Origin of the sequence: Fibrobacter sp. UWB3, assembly GCF_002210405.1 — a bacterium.
GTDB lineage: Bacteria > Fibrobacterota > Fibrobacteria > Fibrobacterales > Fibrobacteraceae > Fibrobacter.
Genome location: NZ_MWQJ01000008.1, coordinates 20,459 through 44,208 on the forward strand (window position 1 = coordinate 20,459; position 23,750 = coordinate 44,208).

The window sequence follows — 23,750 nt, forward strand, 5'->3', positions numbered from 1 at the left end:
ATACGACCCTTAATTAAGCGAGGAAGCGGATGACCTGGCTCTTCTCAACGATTTCGGAGAGAGAGTTCACTGCATCGACAGCCTTGGAAAGCTTGCTGTCGAGAGTCTTTTCCGTAATGACGACGATGGACACCTTGCCCGGGTCGTTCACGTTCTTCTGGATAATCGTTTCGATAGAGATGTTGTTGTCTGCAAGGATCTTCGTGATCTTGGCGAGCACACCGCAAGCGTCACGGGACGTGAAGCGGAGGTAGTAGCGGGCGCTAGTTTCGGAGATAGGAACGAGCGTTGCAGAGTTTTCGACGTTGAACCAGCCCATCGGGAGTGCCTTGCGGCTGCCCTGGTCGGTAGAACGAGCGAGGGACACGAGGTCGGCCACGACTGCAGATGCGGTCGGGAGGCGGCCAGCACCGGCACCGGTCTGAACCGTTTCGCCGAGATTGTCGCACTTGAGGTAAACAGCGTTGATAACGCCATTCACGTTAGAGAGCAAGTTCGTGTTCGGGACGAAGCACGGATGGACACGGGCGTCCACGCGGTCGCCGTCGCGGTGGTAGATACCGAGGAGCTTCACGCAGCAGCCGAGTTCCTTAGCAAATGCGATATCCTGAGCGGTGATCTTGGAAATACCGGTGACGTGGATCTTTTCGAAGTCCACGCGCTTGCCGCTGCAAAGGCTAGCAAGGAGGGCGGTCTTGTGGGCGGAGTCGATACCTTCGATATCGAAAGTTGGGTCTGCTTCAGCAAAGCCGAGCTTCTGGGCGTCCTTCAAGACGACATCGAAATCGAGACCTTCTTCGGCCATGCGACTCAAGATGTAGTTGCAAGTACCATTGATAATGCAGCTGAGGCTTTCGACCGTAGAGCCAACGAAGCCTTCCTGGACGCTGCGGATGATAGGAATGCCACCGCCGACAGCAGCTTCGAACAAGACATGCAGGCCCTTCTTTGCGGCGAGCGGGAAAATTTCGTGACCGTACTTGGCAAGGAGAGCCTTGTTAGCGGTAACCACGTGCTTGCCGCTTTCGAGAGCAGCGAGGATCCACTTACGCGGCATGTTGTAGCCACCGGCGAGTTCCACGAGCACGTCGATATCGTCGCCAGCAATCATTTCGTCGGCATTGGTCGAGACCTTGTAGCCCTTAGCCTTGTACGGGGCCACTTCTTCTTCGGACTTAGCGCAGATGCAAGCGAGCTGCAGTTCAACGCCAAGCTTTTCCTTATATTCGGCAATCTTCTGTTCAAGAATCTGAATGACACCACCACCAACGGTACCCGTGCCAATTAAACCAATACGCAACATATAGCGTCTCCATTTTAAATTTTACGCGCTATAATGTAGTAAAAAGTCACTCCAGCGTTTTCAACAGCGAGTCCAGGCGATGGGTCATTTGCTCAGCCCCGGTACGGCAAAGATGGTCATCATCGTAATTCATCCCCTCAAGGTAATCATGTTCCCCCATTTTATGCTGGTCAAAGAAGGTGAAATTGCCGTATTTCTGGGCTAGCCCATTTAAACGTTCAATGATTTCAGGAGCATCGCTGTTGCGCAGCCCGTACTTTCCGTAAGCATCCACATTCTTGTAATTGGGATTTTGAGGGAACTCCACCCCGACCACCTTAATGTTCCTTTGTGCAGCAAGTTCGACAATGTCCGCGAGGTAGCCCATTGTTTCTTCGAGACGAACGCGTCCCGTATCCAGCCAATTCTTATCCTTTTCTGGGCGAGGGCTCCCCCTCCACTCGCTACATCCCCTTAACGGCATATAGCCGCGTTCGGTCAAATTAGCCGCATAGGAAGAAACCTTGGGAACATCCCGTGTCATTTCAAGCAAACCGTCAGGGATTCCAGACTTCCAGAAGTCGTGATTGGCGTCGTAAACGTAACCCTTGATGCTGGGGCTACTATTATAAAAGAAGCTGTTTTCCTTTGTAAGCCAAAGCCTGTCAAAACTGATATCGACAATGATATACTTTAACTTTTTGTAGTGGGGCAAAATGTAATTTATGGCCATATAATGGGAACTGTGAAGGTTTCCATGCGCACTGGCAAAATTCACTACGAAGAACTTGTCACTGAACAACGATGGGATAACACCGTGATGCGCTCTCGAGGATCCCAAAATGGCTACATCAGCCTGGTCACTGTACGTCCAGACGAGTTCCATCTTGTAACTCCAATGAGCTTCCTGGAATTCATTGTTTTTCACATAAAAACCAGCGCTATCTTCATCCAGCACAAAATTTTCAACCAGATTGTCCGAAGAACTGCTAGAACTTTCGTCGCCATTGCGAGAACTAGAGCTTTTACCGTCATCGCGAGAACTCGAAGAGTTCGAAGCAACCTCTTCGCTGCTGCTTGATTCTACGCGGCCTGATTCTACACTGCTTGAGCTCGATTTCACGCTGCTAGAACTCTCGATGCGTTCGGCTGAGGAACTCGATTTTTGGGAACTGCTAGAGACCCAGCTTGAGCTACTGGAGAGCGCAATCGATTTGCCCTGAATCCAGAGGCTCGGATGCCACAATTCTTCGCCTTCAACAAGACTTGTAACAGAACTATCTGCCAAATGGACAAGAACTATTTTCGAGTGAGCCCCTTCTACATTTGTAAGAGTAGCCACAAGATTCTGGTTCACACGCCCCGTAGCCCATTCGGAATGGTCAAATACAAAGCCCTCAGGCGCCCTCACGCTTTGAACAAGATTTCCAGAGCTGTCCGCAATAAACAGATACTCGTGGACTCTGTACGTTTCGCCAACAAAAGCCGCGCCTATTTCACCACCAAAATCAAGAAAAGCCGTACGCTTGCTATAATCTTTAGCAAGCGACACGTTGCACGCCTGTTCCTTATTATACCAGGTTTTCTCTTTTTTATGGACACGAGCGCGGAGAACTTTCGACCCGGTCACAGCAAGCGACTCGTCTTCACTGATACCGCCATGGTACGAACCGTCGAACAACTTTATCGGAGTTCCGAACTTTCCATTCATGAAAGTCACTTGCCAAGTGCTTGCACTTTTGAAAGTCTTATCATTTGAATTATCACCAGCATTAGTCACGTAGGTAATAACGGTATCGCCATTAACAAGCACGCTCCAGCGAGGAATAGCAGCGCTCTTGACATCCAGCTTTACAAGGCCAGAGCCGTTCGGATCCAAATTTCGGACATAAAGTCGGGAAGTCTGGTCGACACCTTCAATACCCGTACAGAACGCCACTTTAGATCCATCCGGGGAAATATCGGGATGATAAGCCGGAATCGTATCTTCAATTTCTACAACATCATTTTCTTTTGTATAATCAATGTAATTGAGGTTGCCTGTAGCCTCGTTTTTAAAGACAAGCTTGACTTTAGAAGTCTTTGTATAATCCCACAAATTCAGTGCAGAAGCAACCTTCTTGACAGGAGAATTCACCTTCTTTCCGCCCTGATCCAAAAAAGTCGCATTAGGGATTGCACCTAGAGCCAAACGAAATCCAACATAGTCGGCAAGTGTAGACGGTGTGACCGCATAAATATCGCTTCTAGAATAAAGGTTTATGGAGGACAAGTCATAATCGTAACCGCCCTTAACAATACGTTCATCCGCTTCGTTCGTGTTCGATGCGCCAGCGAAATTTTCAACAATCGAATTATTCAACAACCCCTTAAAGTCATTGACAAATTCCTTCACACTTTCAGAAAAGACGAAGTTTTTTCCATCGGCCTTTGATGCCACCTTAACCCATTCCGCTTCGGTCGGGAGCCTGAAGCCCTCCTTGTCCAAATGGAACGAAAAACCTTCTAGACCAACGCAATGCCCAGCCTTGTCCAATGTCTTTTTCGAATATTCATAAACGGTATCTAGATTCTCATTTTTGCTTTTTTCATTTGCATAGAGGACAGCATCAAAAAAGGTAATACTGACAATCGGTTCATCATCTTTTCCGCAGTCCAAATTCTTCACAAGAGTTGACGACTCCAAGACCGACATAAAGTCGCCACAAGTCACTCCTCGGACATCCATCCAAAAATCATAATCAAGTAAGACCCTCATTTCTGGGGTTTCATCAAATTTGGCACCTTTCTTATTTGTGCCGAGAACAACGGTATCCTTTGCGCCCTCCACAAGTTGCATCCGGTCATCTACAAATGCAAACCGCGCATGGCTATCGCTCCCCAAATCCACTACACTTTCCGACTCCGATACTGAATTCGAAAAGCACCCCCACAAAACAAAAACTGTAAAAATAATCCCCAAAAACTTATAGAACACTGTTTCTCCTTTCTTCACCACAAAATCTACGATATAATCGGGAATTCGGCAACAAAACGCCATTCAACATATACTGAAAAAAGCCTTTAGTTTACTATATTGTTGGCCATGGAACAGGAAGCTGCAAATCCAACAATCGGCTCGATTCTGAACGAGCAAAAGTTAAAGAACATCGTTTACCCGGCCAGGCTCTTCAAAGCCCGGTTAAACGAGGAGTTTTTGCGCGCGAACCGCACCCGCAAGCCATTCCTTTTCATCAAGATTTATTCGCACCAGTTCGATGTGCTCGGCTGGGGCCGTCCCTCTAAAATTGTCGAAAACACCTGGAAGATCAGCGTGCTTACGATGTTTTCGCACCTGCGCTTTATCGATGTTCTCGGTTATTTGAGTGACAACAGCGGTATCGGCATCATCCTTTTGAATTCCGACATGAGCACGCTTGAGGGCATCCGCAAGGAAATTCTTCACAAGCTCAACGACGCTGGCCTTATCCAGGCCCTTCGCCACAAGCCTAAGGCACCCATTTTCCAAGCATACCTTTACACCGGCTATCAGGAAAAGGACAACCTCGAAATGGACGACAAGCTGAAGGAATTCAACAGCACCAACGGAAGTTTCTTCACGCTCAACAGGCTTAACCTCTCGGATATCTGGGTTCACCCCCACAAGATCCGCTTTAGACACATCATCAAGAGAATCGTAGACATCACCTGCACTTCCGCAGCATTGGTTGTACTGTCCCCGCTCCTTTTGTTCTGTGCACTCGCCGTAAAAATCAGCGATCCAAAGGGCCCGATTATATTCAAACAGACGCGCGTTGGCAAGAATGGCGCTCTGTTCACCATGTACAAGTTCCGAAGCATGTACGCCGATGCTGAAGAACGCAAAAAAGAACTCATGGCCTTGAATGAGACAGGCGGCAAGACCTTCAAGATGAAGAACGACCCTCGTATTTACCCGTTCGGACACGTTCTCCGCAAGTTCAGTCTCGACGAACTGCCTCAGCTCATCAACATTCTCAAAGGCGACATGTCCATCGTTGGACCACGCCCGCCAATTCCGTCCGAAGTGGCCGAATATGAACCGTGGCACCGCATGCGCCTTTCCGTGACACCGGGTCTTACTTGCATTTGGCAGGTCAGCGGCCGTAGCAACATTCCGTTTGAAGGGCAGATGCGTCTCGACAACGACTATATCCGTCGCGATGGCAAGCTCGGGGACGACTTCAAGCTCATCTTGAAGACGTTCAAGGTCGTGTTCAAGGGCGACGGCGCATACTAGTCACGCTCTCGTCATGCTGAGTTCGAAGAACGAAGCATCCAGTTAATTCTAGTAATAAATTGACTGGGTCCTTCCCCTTGCAGGGTCAGGATGACGCAGGAATAAAACATTCTTGAAACTCCTTATTACTTTTAGTATCTTTAACTCTCGGTGTATGGTCGAACCGGTGTAGGGATATATCCGGTGTAATTTAGGAGTGTAATATGAAAAAATATTTGATTTCTACGGCATTGCTCGCAGCTAGCGCCTATGCCGCAAGCGTTACGGTCGATCCGAGCGCAACAGCCCAGAAAGTTACGGGTTTCGGTGGCGCAAGCGTTTACTACCAGAGCTGGATCAAGAACCTCCCTGCCGAAGATCAAGAAGCCATTTTCGACACAGCATTTACCGGTCTTAACCTTTCCCTACTCCGTGTCGGCAACTGGTATCAAGACGAAGACGCCACGAAATTGCAAGACGATATCGACATCGTCAAGGCAGCCAAAAAGCGTCTCGGCGACCACATGAAAATCCAGATGTCCAGCTGGTCTGCCCCGGCAAAGCTCAAGCCGAGCAACAGCCTGAACGGTAAGATAAACGGACAAAAGATCAAGAGCCAGAACACGCTCAAGCCCTCGAACAGCGACCCGTATGGCAAATACGTCTACAGTGATTTTGCCAACTGGTGGAAGAAGAGCCTCGAAGCTTACAAGGCCGCAGGCATCTCTCCGGACTACATTTCTCTCCAAAACGAACCGGACATGGAAGCCGATTACGAAGAAACCCTCTTCGAACCGACAGAAACTAACGAAATCGCTGGTTACAAAGAAGCTTTGAACGCCGTCTACGACGCCGTGAAGGGACAGACTAAACTCCTCGGACCCGAACCTCTCGGCATCGGCTACAGCAACTTCGAAAAGTACGCCAAGGAACTTGACGCCAACAAGCTCGACGGCTACTCCTACCACCTTTACCATGCCGGTGACGGAAACGACAACTCCGGCAATAACTACCTCGACCCGGAAAACTTCCGCAAGCCGATGAAGGCCATCGCCGACGTTTACGGCAAGGGCGACAAGCCCATCATCATGACAGAATTCTGCCCGATGCTCGACGAACCGCGCGAAAAGGACATGCTCGGCCTCGCCCAGATTATGCAAATCGGCTTTACCGACGGTCGCCTCTCCGGCTACATCGCCTGGCAGCTATTCTGGGGTTACCACTCCCAGATGATTAGCGTCTGCCCGGGTGCAGGCTGGGACCTGGACGGCAGCGGCAAATTTGTTTGCGATGAAGCAGGCTACAAGATTCACCCGGAATACCACGCCATGCGCCACTTCTCCAAGTTCGTGAATCCGGGTGCAAGCGTTATTGCAACATCCACCGCCGAAGCAAACCTCAAGACGGTCGCCTTCCTCAGCGCAAACAGCGACTCCATCACTACTGTTCTCATCAATACAGGTAGCACGGCCATCCAGCTTGACAATCCGGCCATCGCAGGCTACGGACTCATTACCGCCGTGCAATCCAAGGAAAACGGCCTCAAGAGCAAGAACGTGACAATTTCAAACTGCACGGTCTTGCCGGCACGTTCCATCACGACGCTCGTTTATAAAAAAGGTGCCTCAGTCGATTTAGTCGCCAACTGCAAGGACGAAACAAGCGACTCCAGCTACGTCGAACCGATTATCGTTCCGACCGATGATGTCGTGATTGTCGACTACACGACTTCCACCGATGTTTCTGGCTGGCAAGCCATGAGTGACAAGCTCTCCGACGTCACCTACGGCACAACCGCCATCGACGGCATTGCAGGTTACGCCAGCGTTCCGCTCGCCGGCTGCGACCAGTCCGAAGAATCTTGCGGCTACCAGAACCAGCTCTTGAACATCAGCGCCGAAGGCGCCAAAGCCCTCTCCTCTTGCGCAAGCATCGTCATCACGATGCGCAGCCAGGGCACTTCTGACGCTTACGTGAACGTGGGCGGCGCTGCAGGCAGCAGCTGGGTCGATTACGAATACGGCAAACTCGCCGCAGGATCCAAGTGGAGCGAAACCAAGGTCTCCCTCAAGAAAGAAGGCGAAAACGGTTCTACCGCCCTCACTTTCAACAGCGAAGCCGCAGGCATTTACATCGCAAAGATTGTCGCCACGGGCTGCACGGGCACCGGATCTGCAATCAAGATGGCCCACCGCTCCGTCATCAACGACTCCAAGATGCAGGCATACATCTTTGACATGAACGGCAACCTCGTTTGGAAGGGCCTCAAGAGCGAAGCTCTCAACGAAAACGGCACGCTCAAGCCGAGCATCCGCCAGGGCGCCTACATTTTGAAGACCAAAGCCAACGTCCAGCGCGTCATCAAGAAGTAACAGGATTTTCTATTATTCATTAAAACGGTCCGCAAACGCGGGCCGTTTTTCCTTTTTAGACTTTCTTCATTTTTACAAAAATTTTTCGGAATAAAATCCTCAAAAAAGCGTGTTAATGTAATGGGTAGGGAACTCATTTCTGTCCATGAACCCGACATCATCGGGCGTTTAACTAAGAAAAAATTATGGAAAACAACAATAACATATCTGAAATTCATTGGGGCAAAACCATTAGCGAGGCTAGAACTTATGAGGAATATAGGGGGGCAGGTGTTTTTGCAGACCTCCTTACAGATAGGACATTCAAGAAGGCCTTCAATCCCGATACTAAAAACAAAGTCTGTTTGATTGCGCTTTTGAACGCTGTGCTCGAAGGCGAAATCGCATCGCCAATTGTTGATGTACAGTCCCGGAACAAGGAATTTAATGATGGGTCAAACGAAAATCGAACAACAGTCTTTGACCTATATTGCATTGATTCTGCACAGCGACGCTTTATCATCGAAGTGCAACTTCTTATGCAGGAAAACATCGTCAACCGTGCTATTTATTACGCATCACAGACGATTATTGCACAAGGGGTACGCGGCAAGCAATACAATTATGAACTGAATCCCGTCGTTACAGTTGTTTTCATGGAATTTAATGTATTTGCCGATGACCGCTACATTCGTCGGGCAAAGCTTCGCGAGATTAATGGAGCTAGCGTGAGCAACATACTCTCTTTTGCATTTGTGGAACTTCCAAAGTTCAATAAGCCATTGGACCAGCTGGAAACAACTCTAGATAAAGGACTTTACGTACTCAAGAACATAAAAAATATGACGCAGATGCCCAAGCAGTATGCCAACACAGCTTTTGAGCTCTTGTTTTCGACCGCATATTTGGCTAAATTATCGAAAGAGGAACAGAAAATGATTGACGAAGCTCAAAAAGCCAAATGGGATGAATATGCCATCAACAAGGCTGCCATTGATCGGGGCCAGAATATGGCTAAACACGAGATGGCAAAGAAAATGCTTGTCGAAGGTGATTCTGTAGAAAAGGTCGTACGTATTTCTGATCTTCCAGAATCAGATGTTCTTGCGATTAAGACGGAGATCGAGAAACAATAGGACCGCAGGCGCTCCTGTTGCGCTCGACATCCACGTCATTGCGGGGCGGTTGCGCCAAAGCAATTTCTTTTTAGCTCGGATTGATGTCCGGGCTTTTTTGCATTCAGAATGACGAGTGCAGAACGTCATCCTGACTCCGGAGGTGGAAGGATCCAGTAAAGTTTTTTTGCGTAACGAGACTTTACTGGGTCCTTCGGGCTTTTCGCCCTCTGGACGACGGTTACGAGACTTTACAGGGTCCTTCGCTACGCTCAGGACGACGCGATGAATAGCTCAAGACGACGCGATGAATAGCTCAGGACGACGTGAAGGAGATTCCCGCTCAAGGCGGGAATGACATCTTTTTGCAGCGGGAATGACATGTAAAAAAAGCCGAAAGGCACCTGGTGGAGAGCCAGGTGCCTTGGAGCTGTATTATGTGAGACTTAATTAGTTTCTAGTATCCTGAACGCAACGGATCGTGAATGCAAACTTCTTACTATTCGAAGTAACATCGCTTTCATCGGCACCCTTGATAACTAAGCCATAGGCCTGTTTATCATCATTTCCCGTAATGATTTCATCATAGGACCAGAAGAAAGCCTTCTTATTCAATTCTTTAACCTTGGTTCCATCGTGATATCCCAAGAATTGAACATTAAAGTTAATGACTTTTTCAGGATCTTGTTCATCGTTAAGATTTGCAAAGCCTTCCTGAGCTTCAGCTGCCATTGTCTTAAGATCTTCAAGTTCAGACTGACTCGGCAATCTCCAACCTTCCGGGCAGGCACCAAAGACGGTATCAATACTTACCAGCTTCTGATCCTTAAGTTCACCGTTTTCAGACAAATCCTTTCTCAAGTCGCCTACACCCATTGCAGAATTCCAAGTGTAATAACGGCCCTTACCTTCACCAGCATCGAAGTTTTCAAAAGCATCTTCCTCAAAAGCAAGTCTACTATTAGTGATTTCAAGAGACTTTTCTATGATTTTACCATCATCGTCCTTTTTAGTGTTAACAACAGGCAGCTTGTATACGAATGCAAGGTTTTCTGTCATCACCTTCAAGTTATTGATAATCGTGTAACCATAAATCGTTTCATCACGTTCATCGCAGAATTCCTTCTTTGCATCGTAAACCACAAGACCGCATCTTACTGTAGCATCATCTGTACAGGATTCCTTTAAGACTTCAAGCGTAGAATAGAATTCCTGCACCGGGCCTAATTCATATGCGACAAGTTTTTCACCAATCAAGTTTCCAAAGAAACCAGCACTGCTGCTGCTGCTAACGCCACCAGTACTAGACGAAGATGCCAAAAGATCAATGCCTATATTGTTATAAGCAGTTTGAAGTTGTGCCATCTTATCTTCATCACAGTAAGTCCAGACAGAGTCAGCCTTTCCATCCATGGTCTTACCGCAGTATTGGTTTACACCGAATTCTTCGCCAGCGCACTTTTTGGTAATAATGCCGTTCCAGCAGAATTCCTTCTTGGTAGTTCCACGGAAGCCAACAATCTTGGTCGGGTTACCCTTCTTGTCAAACTCGACTTCGTTACACAAGGTTGCAACAACACCGTCATTACAATATTCTCTATTGACGGTGAATGTTTTACCATCGCACTTGTCATAAAGCTTGCCGAGAACGCAGAACTTGAATTCCGGGTCATAAGAGTCTTCACCGCACATAGCCTTGTAGATTGTCACTGGGTTTGCGTCACCACAGGTAACCGTCACGGTACCATCTTCATTGTCCTTGCTGACGCAGCTTACGCCGTTTTCACCATCATCACCGTTCCACACGGTACCGACGACTTCACCAGCACAAGACACTTTGAAGCCCTTCTTACCAGTATCTTTATCAGTGAATTCATTAGCGGTACAGTCATCACCCTTATCACCCTTTGTACCGTTCCACAGATAAACCGGATCTGCATCACCGCAAGTGACCTGAAGACCATCTCTACCATCTTTAGAGTAAGCCTTAGCTTCGCAGCTAACGCCGTTCGAAATCTTCACCGGATCTTCGCCAGCGCACTTCACGAGAATGCCATCTGTTGCTTTTTCAGTCGTGCAAGATTCACCAGCAACGCCGTTCCTCAACTGACCAACTTTATCGTTGCCGCAGTAGACGTCATAGCCGTCAGTGACCTGCTTAACGGTGCAGCTTTCACCAGTCTTACCAGTGTCACCCTTCTTGCCCTGAGCACCAGTAGCACCCGTTTTACCAGTAGCACCGGTTTTACCATTCAGCAAGACGCCAACGGAATCCCCTCCGCAAAGCACCTTATAGCCGTCGCCAGTCTTGAGGGACTTCACTTCGCAGCTAGTACCATTAAGACCGTTAGTTCCATTTGTACCGTCTGCTCCGTCTTCGCCGGAACACGCGATGAGGCCAAACATGAGTGCGGCACAACCCGCAACACTGAGTTTTGTGTAATGCATAATATGCTCCCTTGTTGATTTTCTCCAATCTTTGTGAAAAAGTTTCACAAAACAAAGTTTACATTATTTTTTCGAGAAAATTAAGTTTTGCTTACAAAAATTTATTTCAACTTGGAATAAAGTTATAATTTCACACCCTTTTTATTACAAAAAGATTACGTTGCTATTTTGTAAATTTTTTGCAATATTTGGCGAATTTATTTCAAAAACAGCAATTTTGGTTTTTGACAATTTTAGACAAGAGAACAAAAATATCGATTTATTTTTAAAATGTAAAATTTAGTTTACAAATTGAATTTTAGCAAGATTTTCGAGTTTTTTCGTGTTTTGATGAGATTTTTTGGGGAATTTTACTGGATCCTTCGGGCTTTTCGCCCTCAGGATGACGAGTGTAGAACGTCATCCTGACACCGGAGGTGGAAGGATCCAGTAAAGTTTTTTACGAAACGAAACTTAACTGGGTCCTTCACTTCGTTCAGGACGACGAGAAGGAGATTCCCGCTCGGTGGCGGGAATGACAGCTATTTGTGGCGGGAATGACAGCTATTTGCGGTGGGAATGACATGAAAAAAAGACCCCGGCACGGTGGCCGGGATGACAGAGTAAAGGGAATTTCCGCTCGCAGCGGAGTGTTTGTTAGTTTGTTTTAACTACGCCCAGTTTTCGGCCTTGAGTTCGCGGCCCCAGATTTCCTTGACCACGTCCTCGACCTTGCGGTTTTCGAACAACATCTGATAGACGGCTTCGACGATCGGCATTTCAACGCCGAGCTTCTTAGCGAGCGCGCGCGTGCTACGGCAAGTCGGCACACCTTCGGCAATCATCTTCATGCCTGCAAGCACCTGGTCGAGCGTTTCGCCCTTACCAATGTGTTCGCCCACGTAACGGTTACGGCTATGCTGGGAAAGGCACGTCACAATGAGGTCGCCCATGCCAGCGAGGCCTGCAAATGTTTCGGGTTTTGCACCGAGAGCCTTGCCCAAGCGGCACATTTCGGCCTGGCCACGCGTGAGGATGGCAGCGCGGGTATTGTCACCGATCTTGAACTTGCCGCTAGCTTCAAGGCCATAGAGCACGCCAGAAGCAATTGCAATCACGTTCTTCACGGAACCACAGAGTTCAACACCAACAATATCCGTAGAAGTATAGACGCGGAGATAAGAGCAGCTCATAGCCTTCTGCACGATCTTTGCGGAGTCTTCGTTCACGCAAGCAGCAACAATGGCGGTAAGCACGTGACGGCTCACTTCTTCGGCGTGAGACGGACCGCTAAAGGCAACCATCTTGTCTTCGGTCAGCCATGGAACCTTTTCGAGGATGACTTCGCTCATGAGCTGGTCCGTGCCTTCGAGAATACCCTTCGTGGCGCAGACGACAATCGGTTCCTTGCCCTTTGCAGGGGTCCAAGAGCCAAGATTTGCGGCAACGCCAGCCATAAACTGCGACGGAACGACGATAAGGACCATATCGCAGCCTTCGAGAGCGGCGTGCATATCGGTCGTGTACTTAAAATCAGCCGGGAAAATAACGCCAGGGAGTTTGTCCTTGTACTGGTGTTCAGTGGAAAGAAGGTCTACTTCTGCTTGAGAATTGGTCCAAAAAGTGAGTTCGTTCTTGTTTTCGTAAACAACTTGACCGAGGGTCAGGCCCCAGCCACCGGTACCTAAAACTGTAACTTTCATAATATCGTTCCTAGTTAATAGTCTATAGTCATTAGTCAATGGTTAACATTGCCAAAAATTATTGCCGCATATAATCTACAATATTTTATGGACTTGCAGCCATCAATATTCATAAAATGTAAGCACACATAGGTTCTTATCGCTGTCACCCCGTACTTGTTACAGGTTCACTCTTATGCAGTCCCGAAATGGTGATGCCGGCACAAAGGCCGGCATGACAATGCAAGCAATCCGTTCCTCAAAGCGAAGCGAGCTCACAGGCACAACGTGCCGAGCCCATAGCCCACTTCTTACTTACTTCTTGCGCTTGGAGCCGAAGCCGTTCTCGGTGCCGTTGAGGAGGCGCTTGATGTTCGACTTGTGCTTCACGATGACGAACACAGCGACAATCACGGCAAGAATCATCTGGCCAAGGTTGATGCTTTCGAAGTAGTATTCCGGGCAAACATAGCCAAAGATGGAAAGTGCGCCGAGAAGACCGCAACCGAAGATGCTACCGACGGAGACGTACTTCGTGGTGACCGTGAGGATAATCCAGAGGGCAAATGCGCAAAGAACCGTCAAGGGCGAAATCGCGAGGAACACGCCGAGAGCCGCAAGCACGCCCTTACCACCGCGGAAACCGGCAAAGCAAGTGAAGCTATGGCCGAGAATCACGAGGAGGCCTGCAAGGAGCGGAACCCATGCACTGTAATCGGCACCGCCAGCGGCGACCTGTGCTTCGCACATTTTCTGGGCGATAAACGGTCCGAAGAAGCCCTTCAAAAGGTCCATGAACACGACCGGGAGAGCAGGCTTCCAGCCGAGCACGCGGAATGTATTCGTGAGGCCCGCATTCTTAGAGCCGTAGTCACGAATATCAAAATTTTTACCTTTCGCGAGTTTTGCGATCCATATGGCGCTGGGGATCGACCCCAGCAAGTACGCTATTGGAAGACTCAGTAAACTGTTCAAGTTCTTCATCCTTTCTGAGGGTTAACTTTCTATCGAAATTCAAGCGGAGCGGAGCGCCCTGCAACTGGAATTCGTCATAAAACTTTTTGAGCAAGTAGCGCTTGTACGATTCGTCGACAAGTTCCGGCGTGCGGGTTTCGATGTCGATAACCGGCGGTTCCACCATGATCTGGCAGGCACGGGTAAGCATAACGACACGGCCGTTGTGGCTCGGAGGAGCCTTTTCTTGCAAGAAGTTCGCAAAGCTTTCGGCAACGCGGTCACGGCCAAGCACACGACGGCAGTTGGCATAGACGGTCTGGATAGCCTGAATCACGCGGCCTACGCGCTGGCCTTCCTTGGCACTGATCGAGAGAATCGGTACAAATTCAAGCATCGGTTCGCGTTCGAGGAGTTCCTTGACCATGTGATCGAAGGACTTGTCGTTCTTATTCGGGAGAATGTCCCACTTGTTCAACACGACAACGAGGCCCTTGCCTGCCTTGCGGATTTCCGTGATGATGCGGTAGTCCTGGATTTCCATGCCGCGAGTGCAATCGACGACGAGCACGGACAGGTCTGAACGGCGGATGCTTTCGAGCGTACGCATGTTGCTGAAGACTTCCACTTCGTCTTCGACGCGAGCCTTTTTGCGAAGGCCTGCGGTATCGGTAACCACGAACTTTTGTCCGTCAACGACAAAGTCACAGTCGATGGAGTCGCGGGTCGTACCCGGGATGTCGGAGACCACGGCGCGATCTTCGTTCAACAGGCGGTTGAGGAGCGTACTCTTGCCAGCGTTCGGGCGGCCGAGAATAGCAAAACGCACCGGGCGTTCTTCGCGACGTTCGCCACGTACCGGAGTCGGGAGTACGGAGACCACTTCGTCCAGGAGCGAGAGGCAAGCGTAGCCGGTCAGGGCACTGACGGTACGCGGCTGGCCAAAGCCGAGTTTGAGAAATTCGTAGCTTTCCTGGCGATCGCCCTGCAATTCGCTCTTATTCGCGACGAGGATGACCTTCTTGTCGAGCTTGCGGATGAGGCGCGCAAACTGCTGGTCGAGCTTGGTGATGCCCACGCGGATATCGACCATGAAGAGCACCAGGTCGGCTTCGTTCACGGCGTTAAAAATCTGGGCGCGGACGCTGTCCGCCAAGACGTCGATAGAATCATCGGGCAAGAATCCACCCGTATCGACGACTGTAAATTCGTGACCCTTGTAAATCGCATTCTGGTAATGACGGTCGCGGGTAACACCATCGCGGTCGCTCACCACGGCGGCACGGCGGCCAAGAATGCGGTTGAAGAGGGAGGACTTTCCGACGTTCGGACGTCCAATTATGCAAACGATAGGTAATTTCATCGGGCACAAATATAGAAATTGTGTCTAGGGGGCGTTTAGACTAAAGACCAGCGACTAATGACCAATGACTAACAACCAATAACAAACATCTTTTTTCATTCTTTCTCGCAAGAATAATATATCTTTGTAGTGTATTATTTAGAGTTTTTCCCCACAGGTGGGAAGGACATACGAGGTTACTTTGGCTTCCATAAACGGAAAGACGGAAACTCTTTGCATTTTCGGGCATCCGGTTGCTCACAGCAAATCGCCCGCTATGCACAACGCCCTTTTTGACGCCCTTGGCATCAATGCGGCTTATCTCCCCTACGCACCCGAACCAGAAAATTTCGCCCAGGCGATTCAAGGCTTCAAGGCGATGAAGTTTCACGGTGCAAACGTCACCATCCCCTACAAGACGGAATTTTTCAATGCAGACGGTTCAGCCCGCCTGGTGGATGAACTTTCGGAAATTTCGAAGTTCACCGGCAGCGTGAACACGCTGTACTGGAAGGACGGCATTGTCGGCGGGACTCTCTGCGGAACGACGACGGACCCTTATGGTTGCGTGCGAAATCTCGAAGAGAATGGCGTAAGTCCGTCTAACAAGAAGATTGCACTCCTCGGAAACGGTGGCGCCGCCCAGTCGATTGCGTTTACACTTGTGGAACAAGAAAACGAGCTTACTATAGTTTGCCGCACCAAGGAAAAAGGTGACGCACTTGCGGGTTCGTTGAACAAGTTTTTCCAGTCCGGCAATGCAGGCGATAAGAATTTCAAGACCGTTCAAGTCACGACATTTGGTGAATTTGCAAGTATTTCTGCAAACTTTGACATCATCATCAACGCGACCTCGGTCGGCATGAGCCCAAACATTGATGCCTCCCCCATTACAGACGAATGTCTGCATAAGGGGCAGGTCGTCTGCGACATCGTTTACACGCCGCCACACACCAAGCTTTTGCATATGGCAGAAGCCAAAGGTTGCAAGATTGTGACCGGAGAAGGCATGCTCGTACACCAGGGCCTCGAAAGCTTTAAAAAGTGGTTCCCGAAGGAAACCGAAAACAAAACAAACGAAGAACTGACTGCGATTATGCGCAAAGGAATGCAGGGCTAAAATGAAGAAGCATCTATACTTTACCGGATTCATGGCCAGCGGCAAGAGCCGTACAGGTCGCGCCCTCGCAGACCGCCTCGGACGCCCATTTGTCGATACAGACAACGTCATTGTAGAACGCGCTGGCAAGTCCATTAGCGAAATTTTTGAACAAGATGGCGAAGCCGCTTTCCGCAAGATGGAACGCGACGTGATTGCCGAAATTGCACAGAGCGAAAAGCCTCTCGTTGTATCTCTCGGCGGTGGCGCTCTCACGCAGGCCGAAAACTTGAAGGTCATCCGCGAAAACGGAACGATCATCCGCCTGTGGGCAAAGCCCGAAGTGCTTTCAGAACGCATTGGCCGCAAGAACACGCGACCACTCCTTGCAAACCTTTCGGACGAAGAACGCCTCGAAAAGATCAAGCAGATGCTGAAAGACCGCGAAAAGAATTACGCCAATGCGGACTTTAGCGTCGAAAGCTCGAACGACTATTCCGAAACGCACGTCACGGAACGCATTATGCACATGCTCAAGTTCTGGGAAAGCCATGCACTTGACGTGCACCCGAGCGAAGGTGGCCGCTACCCGATTTTCATCGGCAAGAACATTGTGCCGGACGCAGCCATTATGCTTGAAGGCTTACGCCTTGCCCCGACTTACGAATTCTTGATTTGCACGGACACAACGATTGCCAAGGAACAGAACACGAAGCTTTCGGAACTCCGCGGCCAGGCAGGCCGTTGCCCGATTTTTAAGTTTCAGGCCGGCGAAGGCCACAAGACGCTCCACAACTTGAACCAGCTTTACAGCTTTATGCTGCACCGCGGTTACACCCGCAAAAGCTGCCTTTTGCAATTTAGTGGTGGTGTCGTTGGTGACATGGCAGGCTTTGGCGCTGCCACTTACCAGCGCGGCATTCCGTTTGTGCAGTTCCCGACAACGCTTTTGTCCATGGTCGACAGTTCCGTGGGTGGGAAGGTCGCCGTGAACCATGCCGAAGGCAAGAACATGATTGGCGCATTCTACCAGCCGAAAGCGGTTGTCTGCGACATTTCTGTGCTGAACACACTCCCCCCGACCGAATACCTTGCAGGTCTTGCCGAAATCGTCAAGTACGGCGTGATTTACGATGAAGAATTCTTCACTTACCTTGAAAATAACGTCGAAAAGATCAAGGCACACGACTTTGACGTGTTGAAGCACATGATTTTCCGCAGTTGCCAAATCAAGGCCGAAGTGGTCGGCATCGACGAAAAGGAAGCAGGTCTCCGCGCCATCCTCAATTACGGTCACACGTTCGGTCACGCCATTGAAAAGCTCACGCATTACGAGCTTTACAGCCACGGCATCGCCGTTTCTTTGGGCATGCGAGTGGCCGCACGCGCTGCAGTGCTCCTCGGAAAGCTTTCGAAGGAAGACGAACAGCGCCAAAACAAGTTGCTCGACGATCTCGGATTCCCGAAGACATACAACACGGATGTCGAAGCGGCTTGGGCTGCAATGGCAGTCGACAAGAAGGCAGAAAAAGGCACTAGAGTTTATATTTTGCCTACAAAGATCGGAAAGGTCGAAAAAGTTTGTAATATTGATAAGGGTATTATTGCAGATGCCTGGAAAGCCATCCAGGCAAGTGAGGTTTAGATGAGTATATTGGTTACCGGGGGAACGGGATCACTTGGGTACAGTATTCTATCTAACTTAAGCGGCACCAATCACGAGCTGTACAGCTTCAGTGATGAACTTCCGCAGCCGTGGCAAAAGGTCGAAGGAGTACAGTACCTGACCGGTGATTTGCTAGACTTCAGGAATGTGCTGGAAATGATTCAGAAAGTTTCACCGACGCACATTTACCATTTGGCTAGCCAATCCTCTGTGGGGCTCAGCTACAAGAAGCCTTACGAAACGCTCAACATCAACTTGTTGGGTACGCAGACGCTCCTCGAAGCGGTACGACAGGTCGTGCCGAAGGCAAAAGTCTTGCTCCTCAGCAGTAGCGAAATCTACGGCCGAACGGAACAACAACTGACTTACTTGCACAAGGAAACGGACCCTCCTAACCCGCTTACTCCGTATGCCACGTCCAAGGCTTGTATGGAAATTCTCGGGAACCAGTTCCGCAATGCAAACGGTTTGCACATTGTTTTTGCTCGTCCGTTCCACTTTACGGGCCCGCATCACAGCCGCCGCTTTGTAATCCCTTCCATCGCCTACCAGCTGGTGAAGATAAAGTATTACGGCGCAGAACCGGTCATTTATTCGGGAAGCCTCGACGTAAGCCGTGACGTGGTTGACGTGCGTGACGTTGCCCGCGCCGCTATCCAGATTTTGAACACCGCCGAATCCGGCGATGCATTCAACATTTGCTGCGGAAAGTCCTACACGTTCCGCGAACTCGTGGAAATGCTCGTGGACATCTCCGGCGTGAGCGTGGACTTCCGTTTTGACCCGGGTTACGACCGTTGCAACGACATTCCGCTCTTGATTGGCGACCCCACCAAGATCATGAATCTCGGCTGGAAACCCATGATTTGCATGGAAGATTGCCTCTCGGACTTGTTCAACGAAATGGTGGTCCGCCGCCGCGTAGAACTCAAGATGGGCATGGGCCGCGACTTGCGCCTGTAACTTATTCCGTTTATCGGCGGTTCATTCCGCGATAACCGCCTTTCAGCGAATTTCTGGAATAAGGCTGTTCCTCTGGAACAGCTTTTTTTTATTTTTTCAAGTATGAGATTACAAATAAAAAATATTACGCTTACCATTTGCGCATTGTTCGCCCTTTCTGCAACAGCATATGCAGCAACCGTTACGGAACCTCAAGGTGCCGACAGAGCCCTCACTGTAAGCGATTTTATGCCCCACAAGGCTATCACCAAGGAATTCAACGAAACTTGGAGTTATCAGTTCGTGTTCGACAACGGCACGCGCGCCTTTGTGAACTATTCCCTGCTCAACGTACCTGGATCGGGCCGCAAAATCGGCTGCGACTTGAGCTTTTGGAACTTCAAGGGTAAAACCTATTCCGTCGGTCGCCAGTACCCGCCTGAACGCCTTGTCGCAAACAAGGAAAAATCAACGATTACCATCAAGACGGACGAATACATTCTCCAGAACAAACCGGGTAAAGGCCACCGCGTCCTTTACAGTGCCGACAAGGGTGGAAAGTTCCTCCTGGACGTGACATTTGAAAGTGCTGTCCAGGGGATGGTTCCCGGGAACGGAGTCTGGACTTACGGCAAGGAAAAGTTTGCCCAGTATATCCATATTCCGTACGGTCGCGTGACGGGTAAGATTGCCTACAACGAAGATACTTTGACGGTCAAGGGCTATGCCTACATGGACCAGACTTGGCAAACTACCCAGGCAACGGAAATCGCCGCACGTACCATAAACTTTAGCACAAGCGACAAATCACCGATGCACGCCGGACGTATTACGCTCACGACGGATGGGCAGATTATGGGTTACGCCTTGTACAACGGCCCGCAGGGCATGAAGGTCGCCATCCCGACTAAGGTCAAGGAAGGCGGCGCCGACTACAATGGCAAGAAGTTCCCCAAAACGACATTAGCCTTCGAATGGAAGAACGGCGTCCCGGCCATGGTGTTCCCCGTGAACAAGGTTTTGCAGAAGGCTTCGCTTTTGGACAAGATTGAAGGCTGGTTTGCAAAGAAGGCCATGAAGATCGCCGCCGGTGGCGAAGTGCTCTTCTACCGTGGTAGAAGCAAGAACGGTCTCGGCAAGAATATCGACTGGGCAATTACAGGGGTCAAGGACTAATGACTAAGTTTAGACCTTGCATCGACCTGCACGATGGAAAAGTAAAGCAGATTGTCGGAAGTTCACTCTCCGATAGCGGAGCGGGGCTCAAGACAAATTTTGAAACAGACAGATCATCCGCATGGTTCGCCGAACTCTACAAAAGAGACGGTATCAAAGGCGGGCACGTGATTATGCTTGGCAAGGGAAACGAGAGCGCGGCAAAGGACGCGCTTTCGGCGTATCCAGGTGGCCTGCAAGTTGGCGGTGGCATTAATGCCCAGAACGCACTGGAGTACATCCAGGCCGGCGCATCGCATGTAATTGTGACGAGCTGGATTTTCCCCGACGGAAAACTCGACCGTTCGCGCCTTGACGAACTAGTAAAGACAGTCGGCAAGGAACACCTGATTCTGGACTTGAGCTGCAAGCGTACCGGCATGGTCGACGGCAAGCCGCAGTGGAAGATTGCAACCAACCGCTGGCAGACAATTATCGATATCGAAATCAACAAGGAAACGCTCGAAGACCTAGCCAAGAGCTGTGATGAATTCTTGGTTCACGCAGCAGATGTCGAAGGCAAGCAGCAGGGCATGGACGACGAGCTCATCAAGTTCCTCGCCGAGAACAGCCCAATTCCTGTGACATATGCAGGTGGCGCAAAATCGCTTGAAGACTTGGAACATTGCAAGGAAATTTCGAACGGCAAAATAGACCTCACTATTGGTAGTGCATTAGACTTGTTCGGTGGCAAAGGAGTGAAGTATGACGACTGCGTCAAGTTCAACAAAGCTCAAGGCTAGCGACAAGCTCGATTCTCGCCCGGCCATCTTTGGACGCAAAGTCACGAGCACTTTCCGCAAGATGTTCTCGTTTGACCACAGGCCGCCCGGAAATATCCGCACCTGCTGGATTCCGCCATTGGTAGCGCTCACGCCTCTCCTGAACGTGCCCAAGCTCCTAAAATTGCGTTTCTATTTGAAAAAGGAACGCCAAAAAAGAGACCCGGACGATGTGCGCATTCTGTTTTACTCGGACAATCTGGACGAGACGAACGGCATTGCGAACAACTTGAGAAACGTGATTCCGTACATGCGCGCACATGGCATGAAGGCTTACCTCGCCGGCAGTGCATTCAACACCCGCCCTTGCGGTGTGATTGAAAACAGCTACTGCATTTTGTTGCCGCGCTTGTTCAGCATGGAACAGCTCGGGTACGCGAACAGCGAACTTGCCATTCCGCGCATTTCACCGGCACTGAGATTGCTCAAGCGCTACCCGATTGACATGATTGAACTGGAAACCCCGAGCCCTGGCGCTTGGGTCGTTTGCCTATGTGCATGGATTGCAGGCATCAAGGTCTTTAGCCACTACCGCACCGACGTGCCGACTTACGCAAAAACGCTTGTGAAGGCGAAATGGATGCACACGTACGTACTTTGGCTCATGCGCATTTTCTACTGGATGGCACGCCCGGTCATCAGCCCTTGCGATGACTATGCAAACATTCTGCAAAAAGACTTGAAGGTGCCTGCAAACCAGGTGCAGATTCTCCCCCGTGGGCTGCCGCTGGATCGTTTCTCGCCGACATTGCGCGGTAAAGGCGCTTGGGAAAAGTTCGGCAGCGAACGAGCTAACAAGCCTGTACGATTTGCTTTTATCGGTAGAATTTCCAAAGAAAAGAATCTGGAATTTTTGAACTCTGTGTGGAGCAAGTTCTCGGCCAAGCACGACGACGTGGAACTCATGTATGTGGGTTACGGCTGGTACCTTGAAGAAATCAAGAAGCAGTTCAAGGACAATCCGAGTGTTTGCTTTGCTGGCGAACAGGGCGGCGAGATGCTCGCAAGCCTTTATGCGGATGCAGACTTTTTCTTGTTCCCGAGCACAACAGACACGTTCGGAAACGTTGTCGTAGAAGCGATGTCTACAGGCACACCTGCGATTGTAAGCAATTACGGCGGTCCGCATGACATTGTACAGGACGACAGCTGCGGACGCATTTTGCCGATCGACGAAGCAAAGTGGCTGGAAACGCTTGAAGAATGCCGCACCATCAAGCTCGAGAAACCGGAACTCTACGAACAGATGCGCATCGACAGCCACAAGCGCAGCGAACGCTACACGCTTGCAAGCTCGACCAAGACGCAGTTCGAATATTTCAGGAAACTCAAGCAGGAAACGTATGGGATTTGAGCAATCCAAAGGAGATGCCCGTCCCGGAACAGAGTCCGGGATGACAGATTTGGCATGACAATATAACTGACAAATGACTCCTGATTCTTTGAAACGTTTGCGCGAGTGGTTCAGGGCGAACGCGGCAGAATTGCCGTGGAGACCTGCGGACTTGGACGCGATGCGCGATCCGTATGCCGTATGGATCAGCGAGACGATGTTGCAACAGACGCAGGTTTCAACAGTCAAGGATTATTTTATCCGATGGATGAAGCGGTTCCCGGATGTGGAGACGCTCGCCAAGGCTGATGAAGCCGAAGTTTTCAATTACTGGCAAGGTCTTGGGTATTACAGCCGCGCTAGGAATATATTGAAGACGGCGAAGATTGTTGCCGCCCATTGCTCGGCATCGAGGACGACGGGAATGCGAAAGATGCCCGAGACGCGCAAGGAACTCGAAGCGCTACCTGGAATCGGAGCATACACAGCTGGGGCCATTTTAAGCCTCGCCTACCATAAACACGAAGCGATTCTAGATGGAAATCTCGTCAGGATTTTTAGCCGATTGTACGAACTTGACTTTCTGCCGACTGACAAAGTCAAAGAAAGGAGATGCCCGTCCCGGAACAGAGTCCGGGATGACAGATTTGGCATGACAGTCAAAGAAGCACGCATGACAAGTAACGAAACGGGCGTGACAGAAAAATCATCCTCTGAGGTTTATTGGGAATATGCGCGGGAAGTGGCGGATTCTCCGAAGGCCTACATGCACAACGAAGCTCTGATGGAGCTCGGACGAACAGTTTGCAAGACAAAGTCTCCGCTCTGCGAAACCTGCCCGCTCCGTGGTGAATGTCGCGCGTTCTTGGATGGCCGCACAGCTGAATTTCCACCCACTAAAAAGCGTACCGAAAAGAGCTGGCACGGAACCGTACTTGTTATTGAAAGTGCGGACGAAAAAATTCTAGCGGTAAACGGCGGGCAAAAATTCCTGGACAAGCAACTGGCACTCCCGCATTTCGAAAGCGCTCGCCATGCAACCGTAGCTCTCCCCGCCAAGGCAGAAGATTACATCAACGCCGACGAGGTAGAATCCGTTGAACACTGCGGAACATTCCGCCACAGCATCACGGTGCATAAAATTGAATGCGATATATTGCATGTGCGACTCGCAACTAGGGCAAAAGCAACTCATTTGCCTAAATCAATCGTGAATAGCGAAAAACCAACCGCTTTTGAATGGATAGAAAAAGCGAAAGCCTTCGAGACTTTCGCGAATTCATTCAGTTTAAAAGCTTTAAAAAAAATATTTTAGGAGATGCC

At 49.8% G+C, this 23,750-nt stretch carries 16 protein-coding genes; 10 read left to right on the forward strand and 6 right to left on the reverse strand.

Annotated features, from left to right (window positions below):
* Nucleotides 1-13 precede the first annotated feature (13 nt).
* A complete protein-coding gene (locus B7991_RS09870; RefSeq protein WP_073423289.1) occupies nt 14-1,303 on the reverse strand; it encodes a homoserine dehydrogenase in 1,290 nt (429 codons plus the stop codon).
* Between the two features lie 46 nt (nt 1,304-1,349).
* Nucleotides 1,350-4,121 carry a TIGR02171 family protein gene (locus B7991_RS09875; protein WP_254917929.1) on the reverse strand — a complete coding sequence of 924 codons (2,772 nt, stop codon included), beginning with the start codon at nt 4,119-4,121 and terminating at the stop codon, nt 1,350-1,352.
* A gap of 246 nt (nt 4,122-4,367) precedes the next feature.
* On the opposite strand from B7991_RS09875, the gene B7991_RS09880 reads away from it, so the two are divergent.
* The 3 genes from B7991_RS09880 to B7991_RS09890 all read left to right on the forward strand — a co-directional run bounded on the left by B7991_RS09880 (nt 4,368) and on the right by B7991_RS09890 (nt 9,006).
* Nucleotides 4,368-5,540 (forward strand): sugar transferase, encoded by a 1,173-nt coding sequence (locus tag B7991_RS09880; protein ID WP_088630677.1) that lies wholly within the window; start codon nt 4,368-4,370, stop codon nt 5,538-5,540.
* 203 nt (nt 5,541-5,743) lie between these two features.
* Complete coding sequence (locus B7991_RS09885) at nt 5,744-7,891, forward strand: glycoside hydrolase family 30 beta sandwich domain-containing protein (RefSeq protein WP_088630678.1); 2,148 nt, start codon at nt 5,744-5,746, stop codon at nt 7,889-7,891.
* A gap of 185 nt (nt 7,892-8,076) precedes the next feature.
* Nucleotides 8,077-9,006, forward strand: a complete 930-nt coding sequence (locus tag B7991_RS09890) for an Rpn family recombination-promoting nuclease/putative transposase (RefSeq protein ID WP_088630679.1) — start codon at nt 8,077-8,079, stop codon at nt 9,004-9,006.
* A gap of 429 nt (nt 9,007-9,435) precedes the next feature.
* Here the strand turns inward: B7991_RS09890 and B7991_RS09895 are convergent, their stop codons facing one another.
* The 4 genes from B7991_RS09895 to der form a co-directional block, all read right to left on the reverse strand.
* Nucleotides 9,436-11,433, reverse strand: coding sequence for an FISUMP domain-containing protein (locus B7991_RS09895; protein ID WP_088630680.1), 1,998 nt, complete (start codon nt 11,431-11,433; stop codon nt 9,436-9,438).
* A gap of 650 nt (nt 11,434-12,083) precedes the next feature.
* Entirely contained in the window at nt 12,084-13,115 is a 1,032-nt protein-coding gene (locus B7991_RS09900; RefSeq protein WP_088630681.1) for an NAD(P)H-dependent glycerol-3-phosphate dehydrogenase, read from the reverse strand.
* A gap of 294 nt (nt 13,116-13,409) precedes the next feature.
* Complete coding sequence (gene plsY / locus B7991_RS09905) at nt 13,410-14,036, reverse strand: glycerol-3-phosphate 1-O-acyltransferase PlsY (RefSeq protein ID WP_176421794.1); 627 nt, start codon at nt 14,034-14,036, stop codon at nt 13,410-13,412.
* On the reverse strand, nt 13,984-15,411 hold the full coding sequence (gene der, locus B7991_RS09910; protein ID WP_014546886.1) for a ribosome biogenesis GTPase Der: 1,428 nt from the start codon (nt 15,409-15,411) through the stop codon (nt 13,984-13,986). Before der ends, plsY begins: the two co-directional genes overlap by 53 nt.
* 181 nt (nt 15,412-15,592) lie before the next feature.
* Here der and aroE point away from each other — a divergent pair, with 181 nt between their 5' ends.
* The 7 genes from aroE (at nt 15,593) to B7991_RS09945 (ending at nt 23,742) form a co-directional block, all read left to right on the forward strand.
* The gene (gene aroE, locus B7991_RS09915) at nt 15,593-16,510 is read left to right on the forward strand and encodes a shikimate dehydrogenase (protein WP_088630683.1); all 918 of its coding nucleotides are present in this window, start codon (nt 15,593-15,595) and stop codon (nt 16,508-16,510) included.
* A gap of 1 nt (nt 16,511) precedes the next feature.
* Nucleotides 16,512-18,134 carry a 3-dehydroquinate synthase gene (aroB, locus tag B7991_RS09920; RefSeq protein WP_088630684.1) on the forward strand — a complete coding sequence of 541 codons (1,623 nt, stop codon included), beginning with the start codon at nt 16,512-16,514 and terminating at the stop codon, nt 18,132-18,134.
* The gene (locus B7991_RS09925) at nt 18,135-19,118 is read left to right on the forward strand and encodes a GDP-mannose 4,6-dehydratase (protein ID WP_088630685.1); all 984 of its coding nucleotides are present in this window, start codon (nt 18,135-18,137) and stop codon (nt 19,116-19,118) included. It begins immediately after the preceding gene.
* Nucleotides 19,119-19,220: 102 nt separating this feature from the next.
* Nucleotides 19,221-20,273 (forward strand): lipocalin-like domain-containing protein, encoded by a 1,053-nt coding sequence (locus tag B7991_RS09930; RefSeq protein ID WP_088630686.1) that lies wholly within the window; start codon nt 19,221-19,223, stop codon nt 20,271-20,273.
* Nucleotides 20,273-21,055 carry a phosphoribosylformimino-5-aminoimidazole carboxamide ribotide isomerase gene (gene hisA, locus B7991_RS09935; RefSeq protein WP_088630687.1) on the forward strand — a complete coding sequence of 261 codons (783 nt, stop codon included), beginning with the start codon at nt 20,273-20,275 and terminating at the stop codon, nt 21,053-21,055. The genes B7991_RS09930 and hisA overlap by 1 nt, the downstream gene beginning before the upstream one ends.
* Complete coding sequence (locus B7991_RS09940; protein WP_088630688.1) at nt 21,018-22,448, forward strand: glycosyltransferase; 1,431 nt, start codon at nt 21,018-21,020, stop codon at nt 22,446-22,448. Before hisA ends, B7991_RS09940 begins: the two co-directional genes overlap by 38 nt.
* A gap of 73 nt (nt 22,449-22,521) precedes the next feature.
* Entirely contained in the window at nt 22,522-23,742 is a 1,221-nt protein-coding gene (locus B7991_RS09945; protein WP_088630689.1) for an A/G-specific adenine glycosylase, read from the forward strand.
* The last annotated feature ends 8 nt before the right edge of the window (nt 23,743-23,750 follow it).